The sequence below is a fragment of the Pseudocoprococcus catus genome (genome assembly GCF_019734885.1).
Classification (GTDB): Bacteria; Bacillota; Clostridia; order Lachnospirales; family Lachnospiraceae; genus Coprococcus_A; species Coprococcus_A catus.
Genome location: NZ_JAAXCM010000064.1, coordinates 16943 through 33870, shown reverse-complemented (window position 1 = coordinate 33870; position 16928 = coordinate 16943). Strand labels below are relative to the sequence as shown.

17 protein-coding genes, 2 tRNA genes and 1 pseudogene are annotated in these 16928 nt (G+C 43.0%); 13 read left to right on the top strand and 7 right to left on the bottom strand.

Annotation, left to right across the window (positions count from 1 at the left end):
- Positions 1–285 precede the first annotated feature (285 nt).
- Genes infC through rplT form a run of 3 tightly spaced genes read left to right on the top strand, consistent with a single transcriptional unit; the run spans position 286 to position 1388 of the window.
- Positions 286–783 carry a translation initiation factor IF-3 gene (gene infC / locus HED67_RS15970; RefSeq protein WP_178440455.1) on the top strand — a complete coding sequence of 166 codons (498 nt, stop codon included), beginning with the start codon at positions 286–288 and terminating at the stop codon, positions 781–783.
- Between the two features lie 29 nt (positions 784–812).
- Positions 813–1010 (top strand): 50S ribosomal protein L35, encoded by a 198-nt coding sequence (gene rpmI, locus HED67_RS15965; protein WP_015515381.1) that lies wholly within the window; start codon positions 813–815, stop codon positions 1008–1010.
- A gap of 21 nt (positions 1011–1031) precedes the next feature.
- Positions 1032–1388: a 50S ribosomal protein L20 gene (gene rplT, locus HED67_RS15960; RefSeq protein WP_015515382.1), complete on the top strand. Its 357-nt coding sequence runs from the start codon at positions 1032–1034 to the stop codon at positions 1386–1388.
- Positions 1389–1557: 169 nt separating this feature from the next.
- On the opposite strand, the gene HED67_RS15955 is transcribed toward rplT, so the two are convergent.
- Positions 1558–2529, bottom strand: coding sequence for a 3-hydroxyacyl-CoA dehydrogenase family protein (locus HED67_RS15955; protein ID WP_117527308.1), 972 nt, complete (start codon positions 2527–2529; stop codon positions 1558–1560).
- Between the two features lie 209 nt (positions 2530–2738).
- On the opposite strand from HED67_RS15955, the gene HED67_RS15950 reads away from it, so the two are divergent.
- The gene (locus HED67_RS15950; RefSeq protein WP_178437735.1) at positions 2739–3011 is read left to right on the top strand and encodes a hypothetical protein; all 273 of its coding nucleotides are present in this window, start codon (positions 2739–2741) and stop codon (positions 3009–3011) included.
- 131 nt (positions 3012–3142) lie between these two features.
- Here the strand turns inward: HED67_RS15950 and HED67_RS15945 are convergent, their stop codons facing one another.
- Both HED67_RS15945 and HED67_RS15940 read right to left on the bottom strand, forming a co-directional pair.
- The gene (locus HED67_RS15945; RefSeq protein WP_221718862.1) at positions 3143–3637 is read right to left on the bottom strand and encodes a Gx transporter family protein; all 495 of its coding nucleotides are present in this window, start codon (positions 3635–3637) and stop codon (positions 3143–3145) included.
- A 15-nt stretch (positions 3638–3652) separates the two neighbouring features.
- Positions 3653–4021: a NusG domain II-containing protein gene (locus tag HED67_RS15940; protein ID WP_221718861.1), complete on the bottom strand. Its 369-nt coding sequence runs from the start codon at positions 4019–4021 to the stop codon at positions 3653–3655.
- Between the two features lie 320 nt (positions 4022–4341).
- Between HED67_RS15940 and HED67_RS15935 the strand changes: the two genes are divergently transcribed.
- The 3 genes and pseudogenes from HED67_RS15935 to HED67_RS15925 all read left to right on the top strand — a co-directional run bounded on the left by HED67_RS15935 (position 4342) and on the right by HED67_RS15925 (position 5043).
- Positions 4342–4426 (top strand) — tRNA-Leu (locus HED67_RS15935).
- Positions 4427–4611: 185 nt separating this feature from the next.
- Positions 4612–4800 (top strand): annotated as a pseudogene (locus HED67_RS15930) (PD-(D/E)XK nuclease domain-containing protein); the annotation flags it as partial.
- 158 nt (positions 4801–4958) lie between these two features.
- Positions 4959–5043 (top strand) — tRNA-Leu (locus HED67_RS15925).
- A 43-nt stretch (positions 5044–5086) separates the two neighbouring features.
- Here the strand turns inward: HED67_RS15925 and HED67_RS15920 are convergent.
- The gene (locus HED67_RS15920; RefSeq protein ID WP_215633294.1) at positions 5087–5638 is read right to left on the bottom strand and encodes a Uma2 family endonuclease; all 552 of its coding nucleotides are present in this window, start codon (positions 5636–5638) and stop codon (positions 5087–5089) included.
- Between the two features lie 159 nt (positions 5639–5797).
- On the opposite strand from HED67_RS15920, the gene HED67_RS15915 reads away from it, so the two are divergent.
- The 4 genes from HED67_RS15915 (at position 5798) to HED67_RS15900 (ending at position 10153) form a co-directional block, all read left to right on the top strand.
- Positions 5798–6052, top strand: a complete 255-nt coding sequence (locus tag HED67_RS15915) for a holin (RefSeq protein ID WP_221718859.1) — start codon at positions 5798–5800, stop codon at positions 6050–6052.
- A 177-nt stretch (positions 6053–6229) separates the two neighbouring features.
- A complete protein-coding gene (gene gltX / locus HED67_RS15910) occupies positions 6230–7690 on the top strand; it encodes a glutamate--tRNA ligase (protein WP_221718858.1) in 1461 nt (486 codons plus the stop codon).
- A gap of 8 nt (positions 7691–7698) precedes the next feature.
- Positions 7699–9699, top strand: a complete 2001-nt coding sequence (locus tag HED67_RS15905; protein ID WP_221718857.1) for an ATP-dependent helicase — start codon at positions 7699–7701, stop codon at positions 9697–9699.
- Positions 9700–9832: 133 nt separating this feature from the next.
- Positions 9833–10153, top strand: a complete 321-nt coding sequence (locus tag HED67_RS15900; protein WP_015515390.1) for a DUF1292 domain-containing protein — start codon at positions 9833–9835, stop codon at positions 10151–10153.
- A 139-nt stretch (positions 10154–10292) separates the two neighbouring features.
- Here the strand turns inward: HED67_RS15900 and HED67_RS15895 are convergent, their stop codons facing one another.
- Positions 10293–11180, bottom strand: coding sequence for a LysR family transcriptional regulator (locus HED67_RS15895; protein ID WP_015515391.1), 888 nt, complete (start codon positions 11178–11180; stop codon positions 10293–10295).
- A gap of 173 nt (positions 11181–11353) precedes the next feature.
- Here HED67_RS15895 and HED67_RS15890 point away from each other — a divergent pair, with 173 nt between their 5' ends.
- Positions 11354–11641, top strand: a complete 288-nt coding sequence (locus HED67_RS15890) for a circularly permuted type 2 ATP-grasp protein (RefSeq protein WP_178439842.1) — start codon at positions 11354–11356, stop codon at positions 11639–11641.
- Between the two features lie 139 nt (positions 11642–11780).
- On the opposite strand, the gene HED67_RS15885 is transcribed toward HED67_RS15890, so the two are convergent.
- Together HED67_RS15885 and HED67_RS15880 are read right to left on the bottom strand one after the other, a co-directional pair.
- On the bottom strand, positions 11781–12608 hold the full coding sequence (locus HED67_RS15885; protein WP_221718856.1) for a 4Fe-4S binding protein: 828 nt from the start codon (positions 12606–12608) through the stop codon (positions 11781–11783).
- Positions 12609–12769: 161 nt separating this feature from the next.
- The gene (locus HED67_RS15880; RefSeq protein WP_221718855.1) at positions 12770–12955 is read right to left on the bottom strand and encodes a hypothetical protein; all 186 of its coding nucleotides are present in this window, start codon (positions 12953–12955) and stop codon (positions 12770–12772) included.
- Between the two features lie 192 nt (positions 12956–13147).
- Between HED67_RS15880 and HED67_RS15875 the strand changes: the two genes are divergently transcribed.
- On the top strand, positions 13148–16906 hold the full coding sequence (locus HED67_RS15875) for a phosphoribosylformylglycinamidine synthase (RefSeq protein ID WP_221718854.1): 3759 nt from the start codon (positions 13148–13150) through the stop codon (positions 16904–16906).
- The last annotated feature ends 22 nt before the right edge of the window (positions 16907–16928 follow it).

Below are 16928 nucleotides of genomic sequence, written 5' to 3'. Positions count from 1 at the left end.
ATTGAAGATAAAAATAAAATTTATGTGATAAAAATGAAAATATGCTATTGACATTGAAATGATAAGGTGTTAAACTATATAAAGTTGTGTGATAGACACAACATCCGTTACGAAGAAAGCAGAGTACTCACTCTCACCTTAGCATTTCAGATGACTTGGGTTCATATTTAAGTATTTTACACATTACGTGTCTTAAATGGTGAGTAGATTTCTGCTCACCATTTTTCAGTTTAATGTTATGAATAGAAGTCATGAGACATGGAGGTGTCAATTATTAGCGAGTTAATGATTAATGAGCAGATCAGAGATCGAGAGATCCGACTGATTGGGGAAGACGGCGAACAGTTAGGTATCATGTCAGCCAGAGATGCAATGAAATTAGCCAGAGAGGCGAATCTGGATCTGGTGAAGATCGCTCCGACGGCCAAACCACCTGTATGCAAGATTATCGATTACGGCAAGTACAGATATGAGCAGGCGCGCAAAGAGAAGGAAGCACGCAAGAAGCAGAAGACCATCGAAGTGAAAGAGGTCCGCTTATCACCGAATATTGATACGAATGACCTGAACACCAAGGTGAATCAGGCAAGGAAGTTTGTATCAAGCGGCAATAAGGTCAAAGTTGCTGTTCGTTTCAGAGGACGAGAACTGGCCCATACAGCAGTCGGCAAGACGATTCTGGAAGATTTTGCTCAGAAGTTATCAGATATTGCGGTAATTGATAAGCCTGCCAAGCTGGAAGGTAAGAGCATGGTTATGTTTTTAGTTGAAAAACGTAATTAGACCATTTTCATATTAAGGAGGACATTAAAATGCCAAAGGTAAAAACAAGTAGAGCAGCTGCAAAGCGTTTCAAAAAAACAGGTACTGGTCAGTTAAAGAGAATGAAAGCTTATAAGAGCCACATCTTAACAAAGAAATCTGCAAAGAGAAAGAGAAATCTCAGACATGCAGCTATGACAGATTCAACTAACGCAAAGGTAATGAAGAAGATTTTACCTTACCTGTAATAGAAACGGAGGAACGACAAAATGGCAAGAATTAAAGGCGGCTTAAACGCTAAGAAGAAACATAACAGAGTTTTAAAACTGGCTAAAGGTTACAGAGGTGCCAGATCTAAACAGTATAGAGTAGCAAAACAGTCCGTAATGAGAGCTTTAACAAGTTCTTACGCAGGCAGAAAACAGAGAAAGCGTCAGTTCAGACAGCTTTGGATCGCAAGAATCAATGCAGCTGCAAGAATGAACGGTTTATCTTACAGCAAACTGATGCACGGCCTTAAGCTTGCAGGTGTTGAAGTTAACAGAAAGATGCTTTCTGAAATGGCTATCAGCGATGCAGCAGCTTTCACAGCTTTATGTGAAACAGCTAAGGCTAAACTTGCTTAATCAGAATTGATGAATAGTGAAGAGCATTCCGATTGATTTCGGGGTGCTCTTTTTGCGTAATAGTAGAAATATCAGATAAAACTCCCCGGAGGAATGCTGTTTTGCATCTTCTCCGGGGAGTTTAAAGTTAATTATATCGCGTAGATTAAATATCTGCTAATCCGAAATATTAGTTTTCGTAACCGTGTTCTTCACCAACACCTGTTGGATTGCACTTAGCCATTGCAAGGTACATAGCATCACGAGCTTCGATAGCCTTGTCAGCCTTGTCACCGCTGTAATCATAGAAGCCTTTGCCTGTCTTAACACCGTAGTTGCCAGCCTGGTAAATTGCTTCGAATTCACCTGATGGATACTTAGCGTCTGAAAGGTCTTCCCAAAGGTATGTAGCGATATGATGATGAACATCAAGACCACCCTGGTCAACAACTTCGCAAGGTCCAAGGCAGGCATAACGGAAACCAAGACCGTACTTCATAGCACCATCAACGTCTTTGTAGTCACCGATACCCTGTTCAACGATGTAAACAGCTTCACGAAGGATAGCAGCCTGAATTCTGTTGCCGATGAAGCCAAGAGCATCTTTCTTAACGTAGATAGGTTTCTTGCCAATCTTTAAGGACAGCTGGTAAACTGTATCTGCGATTTCCTGCTTTGTCTCATCGTTGTTGATAACTTCGATCAGAGGAACGATGTGAGGTGGGTTGAACCAATGCATACCGCAGGCTCTTGTCTTATCTTTGCAGTTAGCGAAGATCTTGTTAATAGAAAGACCGGATGTGTTAGTAGCAAGGATACAGTCAGGGGATACAACAGCTTCTGCCTTTACCCAGAAATCCTGTTTAACGTCAAGTCTTTCAAGAACGGATTCAACGATGATATCGCAGTCTTTAAGATCATTGATATCGCCTGTAAAGCTGAGTTTTGTCTTGATTTCAGCAGACTGTTCTGCTGTGATATCACCAGCTTCAACTAAGCTTGCCTGGTTGATCTCTACAAGGTGTTTACCTCTTTCAAGACCTGCTTCAAATGCATCATAAATGATAACTGTGTAACCATACTGTGCGAAAATCTGAGCCATGGAAGCGCCCATTGTACCTGCACCAGCAATACCAACTACTTTAATTTCGTCGAGTGTCATAATTAAGTCTCCCTTCACATATTTAATATATGTTTTCCAACTCTTATTATAGTAAATTGTGACAATATTGTCAAATATAGATTCGGGATGGTGCAAATTTTTATGGAATATGTTATACTGTTTTTACATAAACAAGGACATTGAGGAGCATCTTGAATGAGGCGTGAAGGCATGAGGATGCCCTTGGGTTGACATTGGAGGACAAGAATATGTATAAGGTAGAGATTCGTGTTCAGGCGAAGGGAAAGAAGGAGAAGAAGGAGACATTTCTCATCGGGGATATTGATTCATCTGAGTATCATGATGAGATGAATGCTGTATCAGATTATCTGTATGGTCTGGATATTCCTTTTGATGTGGATGCAGATGGTGATATGCTGATCGATGATATTCTCATCAGTCTCTCAGAGGAAGAAGATTTCGAGCAGTCTTTTACGGCAGGTAAGACTACTTATCTGATTCAGGGTAAGAGAGAAGATTAAGAGATTACTGATCGAATAAGAATAAAAAGCATCCTGCCATCAGGATCATTCTCCCGATGGCAGGATGCTTTTCGCGATTAAGGTTTGCAGGCTGCATGATCTGTGAGCCTTATAATAAGATTCCCGGCAGATCAAAGCTGCAGAGCTTTTCTCACAGAAGGAATAATCAGACCGGCCACCAGACCAATGAGAAAACCTGTGATGATACCGGCAATCATCAGCACCGGCAGATAGAAGAGCAGGTTCAGATTCTTGACCACGAAGACGGCAACGAGAATCTGGCCGATGTTGTGGCTGATACCGCCTGCAACGCTGACGCCCATGGTGGACAGGCCTTTGATCTTCCGGCAGAGCACCATCACGACGAAGCTCAGAAGACCGCCGGCAATACTGTAGAGCAGTGCGGCCATATTGCCGAAGGTGAAGGAGACAAGCAGAATTCGTACAACAGAGATGATCAGTGCCTGTTTGGCGTCTAACAGGTAAAGGGCAACCACCACCACAAGGTTGGCAAGACCAAGCTTGATGCCGGGAATACCAAAATTAAATGGGATCAGGACTTCAACATAGCTGAAGATCATAGCCAGAGCAACGAGAAGCGCTGAAATCGTTAATTTCTTTGTCATAATAATCTCCTTATTTTATTGTGTGATAACATCTACGTCAGATACTTCTCCGCCGGTAATTTCAACTACCAGTTCATGGGGTAGGCAGATAATGGTCTCATGGCTGGAATGGATCGCTGCATGCTGAACGCAGTACTGATCCGGGCAGTCAGCGTCTTCCATATGAACGCTGCCGTTTTCAATGACTACCTTGTTGTAGCCTTTGTCATCGCTGATCTCTATTTCTCGGGATTGATTCAGCGGATAAGTACCATAAACTTCGCCACATACCGTAATCGTAACGGAAGCACCTGACTGGTGCTGCAGAAGTCGGGTTACAGCCAGTCCCACCAGGGCAATAACCAACAGCACGCCAATCAGAATAAAATCTTTCTTTTTAGGCATGGGAAATCTCCAATTCTTATTCAGGGTGCCTTTGCACGCCCTGATATTTTATTTTTCAACATATTCCATTATAGTGGATGGCAAAAGATATGTCAAAGACAAGTATTTGGTACTATTGAGAAATAGATGCTAATAACAGTGGAAGAACAGAAGACAGGCAGTTAGGAGGCAGTGTATATAGTAGAGCAAAAAATATTTTGTAAAAACGATATACAATTTAAAAAATTTAAAAAAATATGAAAAATATTGTTGACATAATGGTTCACAGATGGTATGATATTACCTGTGAGCGGCGCAAGCAGTTCATAACAATTTAAAACGCAGTTGTGGCGGAATTGGCATACGCGCTAGACTAAGGATCTAGTCTGGGTTAACTGGGTACGGGTTCAAGTCCCGTCAACTGCATGAAAGTCCTTGAAATTTCAAGGACTTTTTTTGTGCAATAGGAAATTCCTTTGGAATTCCCTATTACATAAAAAGGCACTGCGCGCCAGAAAGAGAATTTTTATTATGTTGATAAAACGGATATGCTCGCAGAACTTTTGGAAGACTGGGGAAAGAGGAAGAACTGAAGGCAGAAGATTTCTTCTGGCCGCACGGGAATTGTTATTGAATTAAAATATGCAGAGAATGGAGATATGGCAGCGGCTTGTCAGAAGGCTTTGAATCAGATTGAAGAGAAAAAATATACAGCCAGATTGAAAGAAGATGGTATGCGTAGCATTATTCAATATGGCATAGCATGTTACAAAAAAGATTGTGAAGTCAAGATGCACTAAGATAACAAGAAGAGCAGTATTTAATTGTGCTGCTCTTCTTACTAAAAGGTGTGGAAATTAACTTTGCAATTGAGCCTGGTGGAAAATTTTGGATTAAAATTAAAAAAAGCTTTGACAAATATTCGGATATATGTTATATTATTTAGGCAATAGCAAACGCAGTTGTGGCGGAATTGGCATACGCGCTAGACTAAGGATCTAGTCTGGGTTAACTGGGTACGGGTTCAAGTCCCGTCAACTGCATAGAAGCGGTTTCCATATGGAAGCCGCTTTTTTCTTTTGTATTTTATTTTCCTGTTAGAAGATCTGAGATGCAAATTTTGAGGTCACTGTAAATTGTAACGGGAATTTCTTTATCAAATGAATATTGCGTGGAATTTTCATTTCCTTCAAATGAGTATACCTGTACAGTTTTGGTGACTGGGTTTACAATCCAATATTCTCGAACACCAGCAGAACGATATTTCAAAAGTTTTGTTAAATAATCCATGCGTTGGCTGCTTGGTGATACAATTTCGATGATGAAATCAGGTGCTCCATTGCAGCCTTTATGATCGATTTTGTCCACATCACAAATAACTGAAATATCCGGTTCTACATAATTCTGTGTATCTTTATTCAGGAATACAGCGAATGGAGCGGGATAAACTTCACAGGATCCGCCTTTAGCACGAATGTAATTTCGAATTGTAGCTGAAAGTTCCATCACCAATTTTTGATGAAATGGGCTTGGTGGAGCCATATCATAAATCTGTCCGTCAATGAGTTCAGCCCTTTTTCCTTCCGGAAGAGCAAAAATATCTTCGATTGTATAAGAATTGTTTTTGGGTAATGGCATGTGAACACATCCTTTCAAAATTATAATGTGTGTGGGAAAACGAGAAATATTATTCATCTATTTATAAGGATAGTAACACACTATTTTCATAAATACAAGAGCATGATCGGGTACAGATTGGCCGCTTCCTCATATTAATATCGTAGGGGAGGGAGGTCCATGTTTAAGAATTGTGTATTTAAAAATTCTGTGGATACAAGGAAATGGATGGTCAATGCAAGTATCCGGGCTGTGAAGACGATGGCCCAGACAGCGGTTGCAGTCATGGGAACGAGCACGGTTTTGTCTGCTATTGACTGGCGGATGGTTTTATCTTCGGCGGTTGTGGCGGGGATTGTCAGTTTACTCACTTCGGTGGCAGGGCTGCCGGAAGCACCGTGCGAAGGAATATCGTCGGAAGAGGCAAAAAAATAGTTTCCTATAAGGGGATTTAACCTTGATTACGGGACGAGAATAGGATATTATATTATAAGCTGAGTAAATAAGCGAAAATCACCGAAATTCCGTGAATAGATGGGAGCAGGTGAAGTATCCGCATAAAAAGATAACGGCCGCTTCGGCGGCCATAGTGAATAAAGGAGAGACAAAGTTATGGCTAAAACAGTAAGAACAAGATTTGCGCCAAGTCCTACAGGAAGAATGCATGTGGGCAATTTAAGAACAGCTTTATATGCGTATCTGATTGCAAAACATGAGGACGGACAGTTTTTATTAAGAATAGAAGATACAGACCAGGAGAGAGAGATGGAAGGTGCGGTAGATATCATTTATCGTACACTGGCCAGCACAGGTCTGATCCATGATGAAGGTCCGGATAAGGACGGCGGCGTAGGTCCTTATGTGCAGAGTGAGAGACAGGCTCAGGGTATTTATCTTGAGTATGCGAAGAAACTGATCGACAAGGGTGAAGCTTATTATTGTTTCTGCGATGAAGAGCGTCTTGCAACATTGCACACAACAGTGAATGGCAAGGAGATTTTCCATTATGATAAGCATTGTCTGCATCTGAGCAAGGAAGAAGTTGAAGCGAAGCTGGCAGCAGGTGTACCTTATGTTATCAGACAGAACAACCCTGTTGAGGGTACAACAACTTTCCATGATGAGATTTATGGTGATATCACCGTGCCGAATGCAGAGTTGGATGATATGATCCTGATCAAATCCGATGGCTTCCCTACATACAACTTTGCCAATGTTGTGGATGACCATCTGATGGGCATTACACATGTTGTCAGAGGTAATGAATACCTTTCTTCCTCACCGAAGTATAATCGTCTGTACGATGCATTCGGATGGGAAGTGCCTGTATATGTACACTGCCCGCTGATCACTAATGAAGAGCACAAGAAGCTCAGCAAGAGAAGTGGTCATGCTTCTTATGAAGATCTTATTGATCAGGGATTTTTGACAGAAGCGGTTATCAATTTTGTGGCACTTCTAGGATGGAGTCCTGAGGACAACAATGAATTCTTTACACTGGAAGAACTGGTGAAAGCATTTGATTATCATCATATGAGCAAGACACCTGCTGTTTTTGATATGACAAAACTTCGCTGGATGAATGGTGAGTATCTAAAGAAGATGGATTTCGACAGGTTCTATGAGATGGCACTGCCTCATATGAAGGAAGTTGTTTCAAAGGATGTAAACTTTGAGAAGCTTGCAGCTATGATCAAGACACGTATCGAGATCTGGGCAGATATCAAGGATCAGATTGATTTTATCGAACAGGTACCTGATTATGATATCAGCATGTACGTACACAAGAAGAATAAGACAAATCTTGAGAATTCTCTGGAAGTGCTGAGGGAAGTTCAGCTTTTACTGGAGAAACAGGAAGATTACAGCAACGATGCATTGTTTGAACTGCTGGGTCAGTATGCAAAGGATAAAGAGAAGAAGGTAGGTTTTGTTATGTGGCCGATCCGTGTGGCTTTATCCGGCAAGCAGATGACACCTGGCGGTGCAACTGAACTGATGGAAGTTCTTGGCAAGGAAGAATCTCTTGCAAGAATTCAGACAGCCATTGACAGATTAAGCCAGGAAGCATAGGAGGCTTTATGAATTTAAATAAGTCTCAGCTTCAGGCAGTCTGCCATGATAAGGGGCCGATGATGGTACTTGCCGGACCTGGGTCTGGCAAGACCATGGTCATCACCCATCGCGTGAAATGGCTGATTGAGCATGCCGGTGTTCATCCGGCAGGCATCCTGGTTGTGACATTTACAAAAGCTGCCGCAGATGAAATGCGGCAGCGTTTTGTTTCTCTGATGGATGGCAGGCCGATGCCTGTAAGTTTCGGTACTTTTCATGCGATTTTCTTTTCTGTATTGAAACATGCTTACAACTATACGGCGTCCAATATTATCCGTGAAGAACAGAAGCAGCAGCTGATCCGTGAGATCATCGAAGATATGCCGGTGGAACCGGACAATGTCAGCGAGTTTGTGAATGATGTGCTCAGTGAGATTGGGCTTGTTAAAGGCAGCATGATGGAGATTGAGCATTATTATGCCACCAGCTGTGCCACCTCTGTTTTCAGGGATATTTATAAGCAGTATGTTCAGAGGATGGAGAACAGCAGACTCATCGACTTCGAGGATATGCTGGTTTATACCTGGGAACTTTTTACCCAGAGAAAGGATATCCTTGCAGCCTGGCAGCACAAGTTTCAGTATATTCTGATCGACGAATTTCAGGATATCAATCTGCTGCAGTACAAACTGATCCGGATGCTGGCATTGCCTCAGAACAATATATTTATCGTGGGGGATGATGACCAGTCTATTTATGGGTTCAGGGGGGCCAGACCGGAGATCATGCTGAATTTTGAGAAGGATTTTCCGGAAGTGAAGAAGGTCTTTCTTTCTGTCAATTACCGCAGTCAGGCAGCCATTGTCCGTGGGGCGGGATGTGTGATCAAGAACAACAGGCAGCGTTTTGACAAGCAGATCCGGGCAGCACGGCCGGAGGAAGAACCCATTGATATCCGTGTGTTTCAAAGCCCGGCTGATGAGAATGCGGCGGTTATCCGTGAAATTCGCGATTATCATGGACAGGGAATTCCTTATCATGAGATGGCGGTGCTGTTTCGCACCAATACTCAGGCCAGAATGCTGCTGGAGAAGATGATGGAGTATAATATTCCATTCAAAATGCAGGATGCCATGCCGAATATCTATCAGCACTGGGTGACTCAGGATATGATGGCTTACATACAGATTGCCTTGGGAAGTACAGCCAGAAGTCACTATCTGAGGATTATCAACCGACCGAACCGTTATGTGAGCAGGCAGATGCTTGATGAGCGGCAGGTGGCTTTTGATGTACTGATGGAGCGGTATGAAGATAAGCCCTGGATGCAGGAAAGATTGTCAAAATTTGCCTATGATGTCCATATGCTGACGCAGATGCAGCCATTTGCAGCTATCAATTATATCCGCCACGGCATTGGTTATGATGAATTTCTTGAGAAGTATGCAGAGGAACGCAAATTAGACGGACAGGATCTTCTGGAACTTCTGGACGAACTTCAGGATAGTGCCAGAAATTATACAACCTATGAGGAATGGTTCGGTCATATTGAAGAATATACAGAGCAGCTGCGCAAGCAGGCCAGAAAGCAGCGTGAAGAGAAGACAGATGGTGTGGCACTGGCGACCATGCATCATTCCAAAGGATTGGAATATCAGGTTGTGTTTATTGTGGATGCCAACGAGACGGTGACGCCCCATCATAAGGCACTTCTGGATGCGGATATTGAAGAAGAGCGTCGGATGTTTTATGTGGCGATGACCCGTGCCAAGTCCAGACTGCATATCTTCTTCCTGAAGGAACGTTATGGCCGTCCGATGGTGATGTCACGTTTTGTTGGGGAGATTCTTGTGGACCGGGATGCAGTGAAACCTGGGACTCATGTGATTCATCAGACATATGGTGCCGGTGTGATCAAAGAAGTGACGGACAAAGCAATCATCATCAAGTTCGACAAAGTACGCCAGGAAAAGAAGCTGGATATACAGTTCTGTCTGGCAAATCAATTGCTAAAAATACAGTCTTAGTATTGAAAAAATACAGGAAGTATGATATAAAATTAGGGAACGGATTGTTTGATTTTGTAACTGTTTGTGGGCGGCTGCACATCCAATCGCATTTGCCGGCAGTTATACATTTTTTATGAAACGAGGTAAATAAATGGGACAACCAAAAGACTCTGAGTTTAAAGACAGAGATACAATGACACTTGATCTGGATGACGGCGGAAAGCTGGAATGTATCGTTTTGAATGTTTTTCCGGTGAATAACAGAGAGTATATCGCACTTCTGCCTATGAATGACGAAGGACATGTGGAAGAAGATGCACAGATCTTCCTGTATCGTTTTGAAGAATTGGGCGATGATGAGGTGAATCTGGAGACAATCGAAGATGATGATGAGTTTGAACTTGTATCAGATTATTTCGATGAGATGCTCGATGAACAGGAGTTCAATGAGTTATTCAACGGCGCAGAGTAAGTCGCAGAGAATAAAACAACACACATAGATAAAGCTGCAGCTTTACGGTATGACCGCAGAGCAGCAGCTTTTTTCGATTTCAGTGTTTGATTAGCTCATCATTCAATGATTTGTCAGGTTTCATTTCCTCACTGAGTAGTTATTTATCCTCGTTCAGACTTTCAATAAAATACTTCGCAGCTTCGGATATCGGCAGCTTGTCGTTATATCCGACAACCAGCTGACGGGATGGGAAAACTTCAGACATGGTCAGTTTGAAAAGGTCAGGGTCGTCATCAGGCAGGCAGAAGTCAGGAATAAACGCAATGCCAAGGCCGATACGGGCAAGGTCAATCAGCAGATCGTTACTGCTGAGTTCGACTTCGGGTACCAGATCCAACTGGCGCTGTTGGCAGATGTTGTGAAGAAATTCGCTGGTCATACTGCTCTTGTCCAGCATCAGAATCGGATACTGCAGCAGTTCTTCAAAGTTCAGAGGATGATTCTTCAGATGTTCAAAGTTCCTGTTGGCAATGAAAACATCCTTGAAATCCTTGACCTTGCGGATATTGCCTACGGTATTCATTCGAGGATTCGGATAGTTGGTAACAATTAAGTCAACCTGACCGTTTTCAAGAAAATCCACGCACTTGCCGGAGGTACCGTTCGTGACTTTGATATGGACATTCGGGAAATGCTCATGGAAAGCCTGAAGATAAGGAACCAGATAATATCGGCAGATGGTATCGCTGGCACCGATACGAAGCTGTCCGCCATTTAATGCATTGGCATCCAGGATCTGGTTCTCACCGCGCATGATCAGATTCACGGCAGGTTCGATGTGCTTGAAGAGAACTTCACCTTCCGGAGTTAATTTGACACGCTTGGTGCTTCGAATAAAGAGATGTTGGTTCAGCTTCTTCTCCAGAGCTTTGATCGACTGACTGACTGCGGACTGTGAGATGAACAGGCGCTTGGAAGCGTCAGAAAAGCTGAGTGTCTTGGCAACATAATAGAAAACTTTATAAAGTTCGTAATTGATATCCATAGTTCCTCCGGTTAACAGCAGTTATAAATAAAAACTGTTTTATTTATTAGTAAGAATAATTAAAATATATCATAAAATGCGTAGAAAGTAAATGATAACTGTGAAGTGAAAAAAGTAATGGTGGCTTAAGAAAAAAACGGTGATGAAAAACGTGAAGAGGGAGGCGTCAGTACATGCAGGAATTATTGGATAATAAAGCGTTGATTAATGACATGCTGGCACGATATGGCGTACGGTTTGGAATATATAAGAATGGAAATTTTAAAGAACAGCTTTTTCCCTTTGATGCTATTCCACGTGTCATACCGGCGGATCAATTTGCTACTATTGAAAAAGGCCTTATTCAGAGAGTGAAGGCACTGAATTACTTTTTGCAGGATGTCTATGGTGAGAAAAAAATTATCAAAGATGGTATGGTAGATGATAATAGTAGAAACAGTTGTGTCATCGGCACTTATTAGTTATCGATCCTTATGAAGGAGATGTCACCATGCAGATCGTGGCACCTACGGACGGTATCGTCTTCTTTGCCCACAATGAACCGCTGGTACTGGAAAACACGGTGGTGTTTAAGGTGATACGGCGATTGCATAAATAAGGCTACAGTTTTAAAGCACCTTTCGGACACTCGTCCACGCACTGCATACAGAGAATACATTCGGAACGGTTTTTATGCTGCTCGGTTATGTTGAGAATCTCAACATTCATCGGGCAGTTTTTTTCGCATTTTTTGCAGCTGATACATTTGTCCGGGTCCAGTTTGATATGGAAAAGGGCAAAACGGCTGGCCGGCTTCAAAAAGACGGTGACAGGACAGATATATTTGCAGAAAGCCCGGTTGTCTTTGCAGATAAAAGCCAGTGCAATGCCAACAACATAGTATATAAGATTGCCGATGAGAAAACTGTACCACATAATTTGTTCAATGTTTTGGACATGAAGCAGAAAAAGGCTGCTGACAAAAAGCAGGGAACCGACAAAAACAATATAGCGGATGAATCCCCATTTTCTGCGGGAAGATGCGGGTGTTTTAAAAGGCAGTAAATCAAGGATCATAGCTGTCCAACAAGCATAGCCGCACCAGCCCCGTCCGAAGATAAATGGTCCAAAGATTTTGGCCACGGCATAGTGAATGGTGGCAGCTTCAAAAACACCCAGGAACAGATAATACCAAAAACCTTCAATCTGCATGTTTTCATGCTGAAGAAAGCCGAGATAGCCCAGCATATAAAGCCCAACGGCAAACTGAATGACATGGCGGGCATATTGCTGTTTGCGGGCAAAGAGAAAAAGTCCGATGGCAATGGATGTGCCTATGTATGAAAAATTAAAAAGATAAAAGATATTGTCCAGTGTCTGCCAGAGAATGATGGCAATACTTTCAAAAACCAGCCACATAATGATTGGAATAGAATATTTTTTCAGCATAAGAACCTCCTGAGGGAATATGAAAGAGAATGAAAGACGCTTCACGTCTTTAACGGGTTACCCGGATAGTGGTATTAATGATTGTAAAAAAAATCTAAATAAAAAAGCTTTCTATAAAAGAATTGTAGCATAGAAAGCTTTTTGGGGATATAAAAATTTTCTCAGACTTCTCTTTTTTTTGCCGGTTCCGGCTCAAAGGCATAGACATCGTTAATATTATCCAGTTCTACATCATTCAGGGGTCCGGTGTAAACAACGCCGGTGCATTCCGTGTCGGAAGCACTTGTTTTCAGATAATCCAGGTGATCACATTTTGCATTATGCCTGGTAATGGATTTTTTTGCCATAATTATTACATCTCCTTATAAAATGATGAGTGCTCTTTATAGATAGGATAAGCAGTATGTTTGTTTTTATGCAGATTTGATCATTAGCTGAAGTCATAAATGAATTTAAATATATTAATTTTATTAATAAAAATATTTGTGATATAGTAAAAAGGTAAATTAAGATACCATGCCGAATTAAGGGAGGTCATTATGAGCAGCGTTAGAAGAATATATGTGGAGAAGAAACCGGCTTATGCCGTAGCAGCCAAGGATTTGTTTGAGAATATCCGTGATTACCTTGGTATCCGCACAGTAACTGGTGTTCGTGTACTCATTCGTTATGACATTGAAAATATTTCCGACAAAACTTATGAGGAGGCTAAGATTACGATTTTTTCAGAGCCTCCGGTTGATGTATTATATGAAGAAGCATTTCCGATGCAGGAAGGAGAAACTGCTTTTTCTGTTGAGGCACTGCCTGGACAGTTTGATCAGAGAGCCGATTCTGCTGAACAGTGCGTCAAGCTTTTGAATGAAAATGAAGAACCGGTGATCCGTTCCGCAACAACCTATGTGATTGCCGGCGCATGTTCTGAGGAGGAACTGGCGCATATCAAAGATTTCTGTATCAACCCTGTAGATTCCAGAGAGAACAATGCAGATAAGCCTGAAACACTGGTGACAGAATATGAAGAACCGGCAGATGTGAAGATTTTTGATGGCTTCAGAACCATGCCGGAAGCAGAATTAAAGGCACTGTATGATTCTCTGGGACTGGCCATGACATTCAAGGATTTCCAGTTTATTCAGGAACATTTTGCGGCAGAAGAGAGTCGTGATCCGTCTATGACAGAGATTCGAGTGCTGGATACATACTGGTCTGATCATTGCCGTCATACCACATTCCAGACTGAATTGAAGAATGTCACATTTGAGGATGGTGATTATAAGGCACCGATGCAGGCTGCTTATGATATGTATCAGGCCCATCGTGCAGAAATCTTTGCAGGACGCAAGGATAAATATGTTTCCCTGATGGATATTGCCCTGATGGCTATGAGAAAACTGAAGAAAGACGGCAAGTTAGATGATCAGGAAGAAACAGACGAGATCAATGCCTGCAGTATTATTGTTCCTGTTGAGATTGACGGAAAGACAGAAGAGTGGCTCATTAACTTTAAGAATGAGACACATAATCATCCAACAGAAATCGAGCCTTTCGGTGGTGCAGCTACCTGCCTCGGCGGTGCGATCCGTGACCCACTGTCAGGACGTACTTATGTTTATCAGGCCATGCGTGTGACAGGTGCGGCTGATCCGACAGTACCGATGGAAAAGACGCTGGAAGGCAAGCTGCCTCAGAGAAAACTGGTAACAGGTGCAGCCAGCGGCTACAGTTCCTATGGTAACCAGATTGGTCTGGCTACAGGTCTTGTCAATGAGATCTATCATCCGGACTATGTGGCAAAACGTATGGAAATCGGTGCGGTGATGGCAGCAGCTCCTAGAAGCAATGTTATCAGAGAGACTTCTGATCCGGGAGATATTATTATTCTCCTGGGTGGACGTACAGGCCGTGATGGCTGCGGCGGTGCAACAGGCTCATCAAAGGCTCATAACTCCCAGTCCATCGACACCTGCGGTGCGGAAGTTCAGAAAGGTAATGCGCCGACAGAGAGAAAGCTTCAGCGTCTGTTCAGACGTCCGGAAGTTTCACGCCTGATTAAGAAATGCAACGACTTTGGTGCCGGCGGTGTATCCGTTGCTATCGGCGAGCTGGCAGCAGGTCTTCAGATCCAGTTAGACAAAGTACCGAAGAAATATGCCGGCCTTGACGGAACAGAACTGGCAATTTCAGAATCCCAGGAGCGTATGGCGGTTGTCATTGATCCGAAGGATGTGGACAAATTTATGGCTTATGCCGAAGAAGAAAATCTTGAGGCAACCTGCGTGGCTGAGGTAACAGAAGACCCACGTCTTGTGATGCACTGGAGAGGCAAGGAAATCGTGAATATTTCCAGAGCTTTTCTTGATACAAACGGTGCTCATCAGGAAACAGATGTTATCGTAGGCACAGCTTCAAAGGCAGACAGCTATTTTGAAGAAAAGGCAGATGTGGCTGATGTGAAAGCAGCATGGCTGAAAGATCTGGCAGATTTAAATGTTTGCTCACAGAAAGGTCTTGTGGAAATGTTTGATGCTTCCATTGGCGCAGGCAGCGTATTTATGCCATTCGGCGGCAAATATCAGCTGACACCGACACAGTCCATGGTAGCAAAACTCCCTGTATTAAAGGGCAAAACAGATACAGTCACTATGATGAGCTATGGTTTTAACCCATATCTTTCCAATTGGAGCCCATATCACGGTGCTGCTTATGCGGTTGTAGAATCTGTTGCTAAGATTGTGGCAGCAGGCGGTGATTTCAGTAAGATTCGTTTCACATTCCAGGAATACTTCAAACGTATGACTGAGGATGCAAAGGGCTGGGGCGAGCCAATGAGCGCTCTCCTTGGTGCATACACAGCACAGATCGGTTTCGGACTGCCATCCATCGGCGGTAAGGACTCCATGTCCGGTTCCTTCAATGATATCCATGTACCGGCAACCCTTGTTTCCTTTGCAGTGGATGTGGCAAAACAGCAGGATATTATTACACCGGAATTCAAGAAGAGCGGCAATAAGATTGTGAAGTTTGATATTGCAAGAGATGCTTATGATATGCCGGATTACGAACAGGCAAAAGCTCTTTACACAGCGATTCATCAGCTGATTCAGGATAAAGTTGTCATCTCCGCTTATACACTCGGTTTTGGCGGCGTTGCAGCAGCTGTATCCAAGATGGCTTTCGGCAACAAGCTGGGCGCTAAGATTGACAGCACTGTGAAAGCAGAAGATTTGTTTAAGACAGGTGAATATGGATGCATGATCGCAGAAGTACCGGCGGATGCTCTTGATAAAGTCAATGTGGCTTATACACTGATCGGTGAAGTGACAGATGATACACAGTTCACATACGGTGACACTGTTGTGACAATGGATGAGGCACTGAAAGCATGGACAGGCACCCTTGAAAAAGTCTTCCCAACACGTTCAGGTGTTGAGCAGAAGAAGATTGAGACACCGATTTATAAAGAGGGTAGCATTGTGATCTGCAACCACAAGATTGCACAACCAAAGGTATTTATCCCTGTATTCCCGGGTACAAACTGCGAATACGATTCCATGAAAGCCTTTGAAAAAGCCGGTGCAAAAGTTCAGACACAGGTATTCAGAAACTTAAGTGCAGACGGTATCCGTGAATCTGTCGATGCCTTTGTCAAAGGTATCAGCGATGCACAGATTATTATGTTCCCAGGCGGTTTCTCAGCCGGTGATGAACCGGACGGTTCCGGTAAATTCATTGCTACAGCTTTCAGAAATGAAAAACTGAAAGAAGCGGTTATGAAGCTGCTCAATGAGAGAGATGGTCTGGCTCTTGGTATCTGCAATGGTTTCCAGGCACTGATCAAGCTTGGTCTGGTGCCTTACGGCGAAATTACACCGCAGCAGCCGGATTCCCCGACACTGACAACCAACAACATCGGCCGTCATATTTCAAAGGTGGCTTATACAAAGGTTGTTTCCAACAAATCCCCATGGCTGGCAGGTGCGGTACCTGGTGAAGTCTATGCAATCCCGATTTCCCATGGCGAAGGACGTTTCGTAGCCAGTGATGAATGGATCAAGAAGCTTTTTGCAGCAGGCTGTGTGGCAACCCAGTATGTTGATTTAGACGGCAATCCAACTATGGATGAGGATTTCAACCCGAACGCTTCCTATGCGGCTATTGAGGGTATCACAAGCCCTGACGGACGTATCCTTGGCAAGATGGGACATTCCGAGCGAATCGGTGAAGCCGTTGCAAGAAATATTTACGGCAATCCGGATCAGAAGATCTTTGAATCCGGTGTGGCATATTTTAAATAAAGTGTAAGCAGTTTACTTCAGT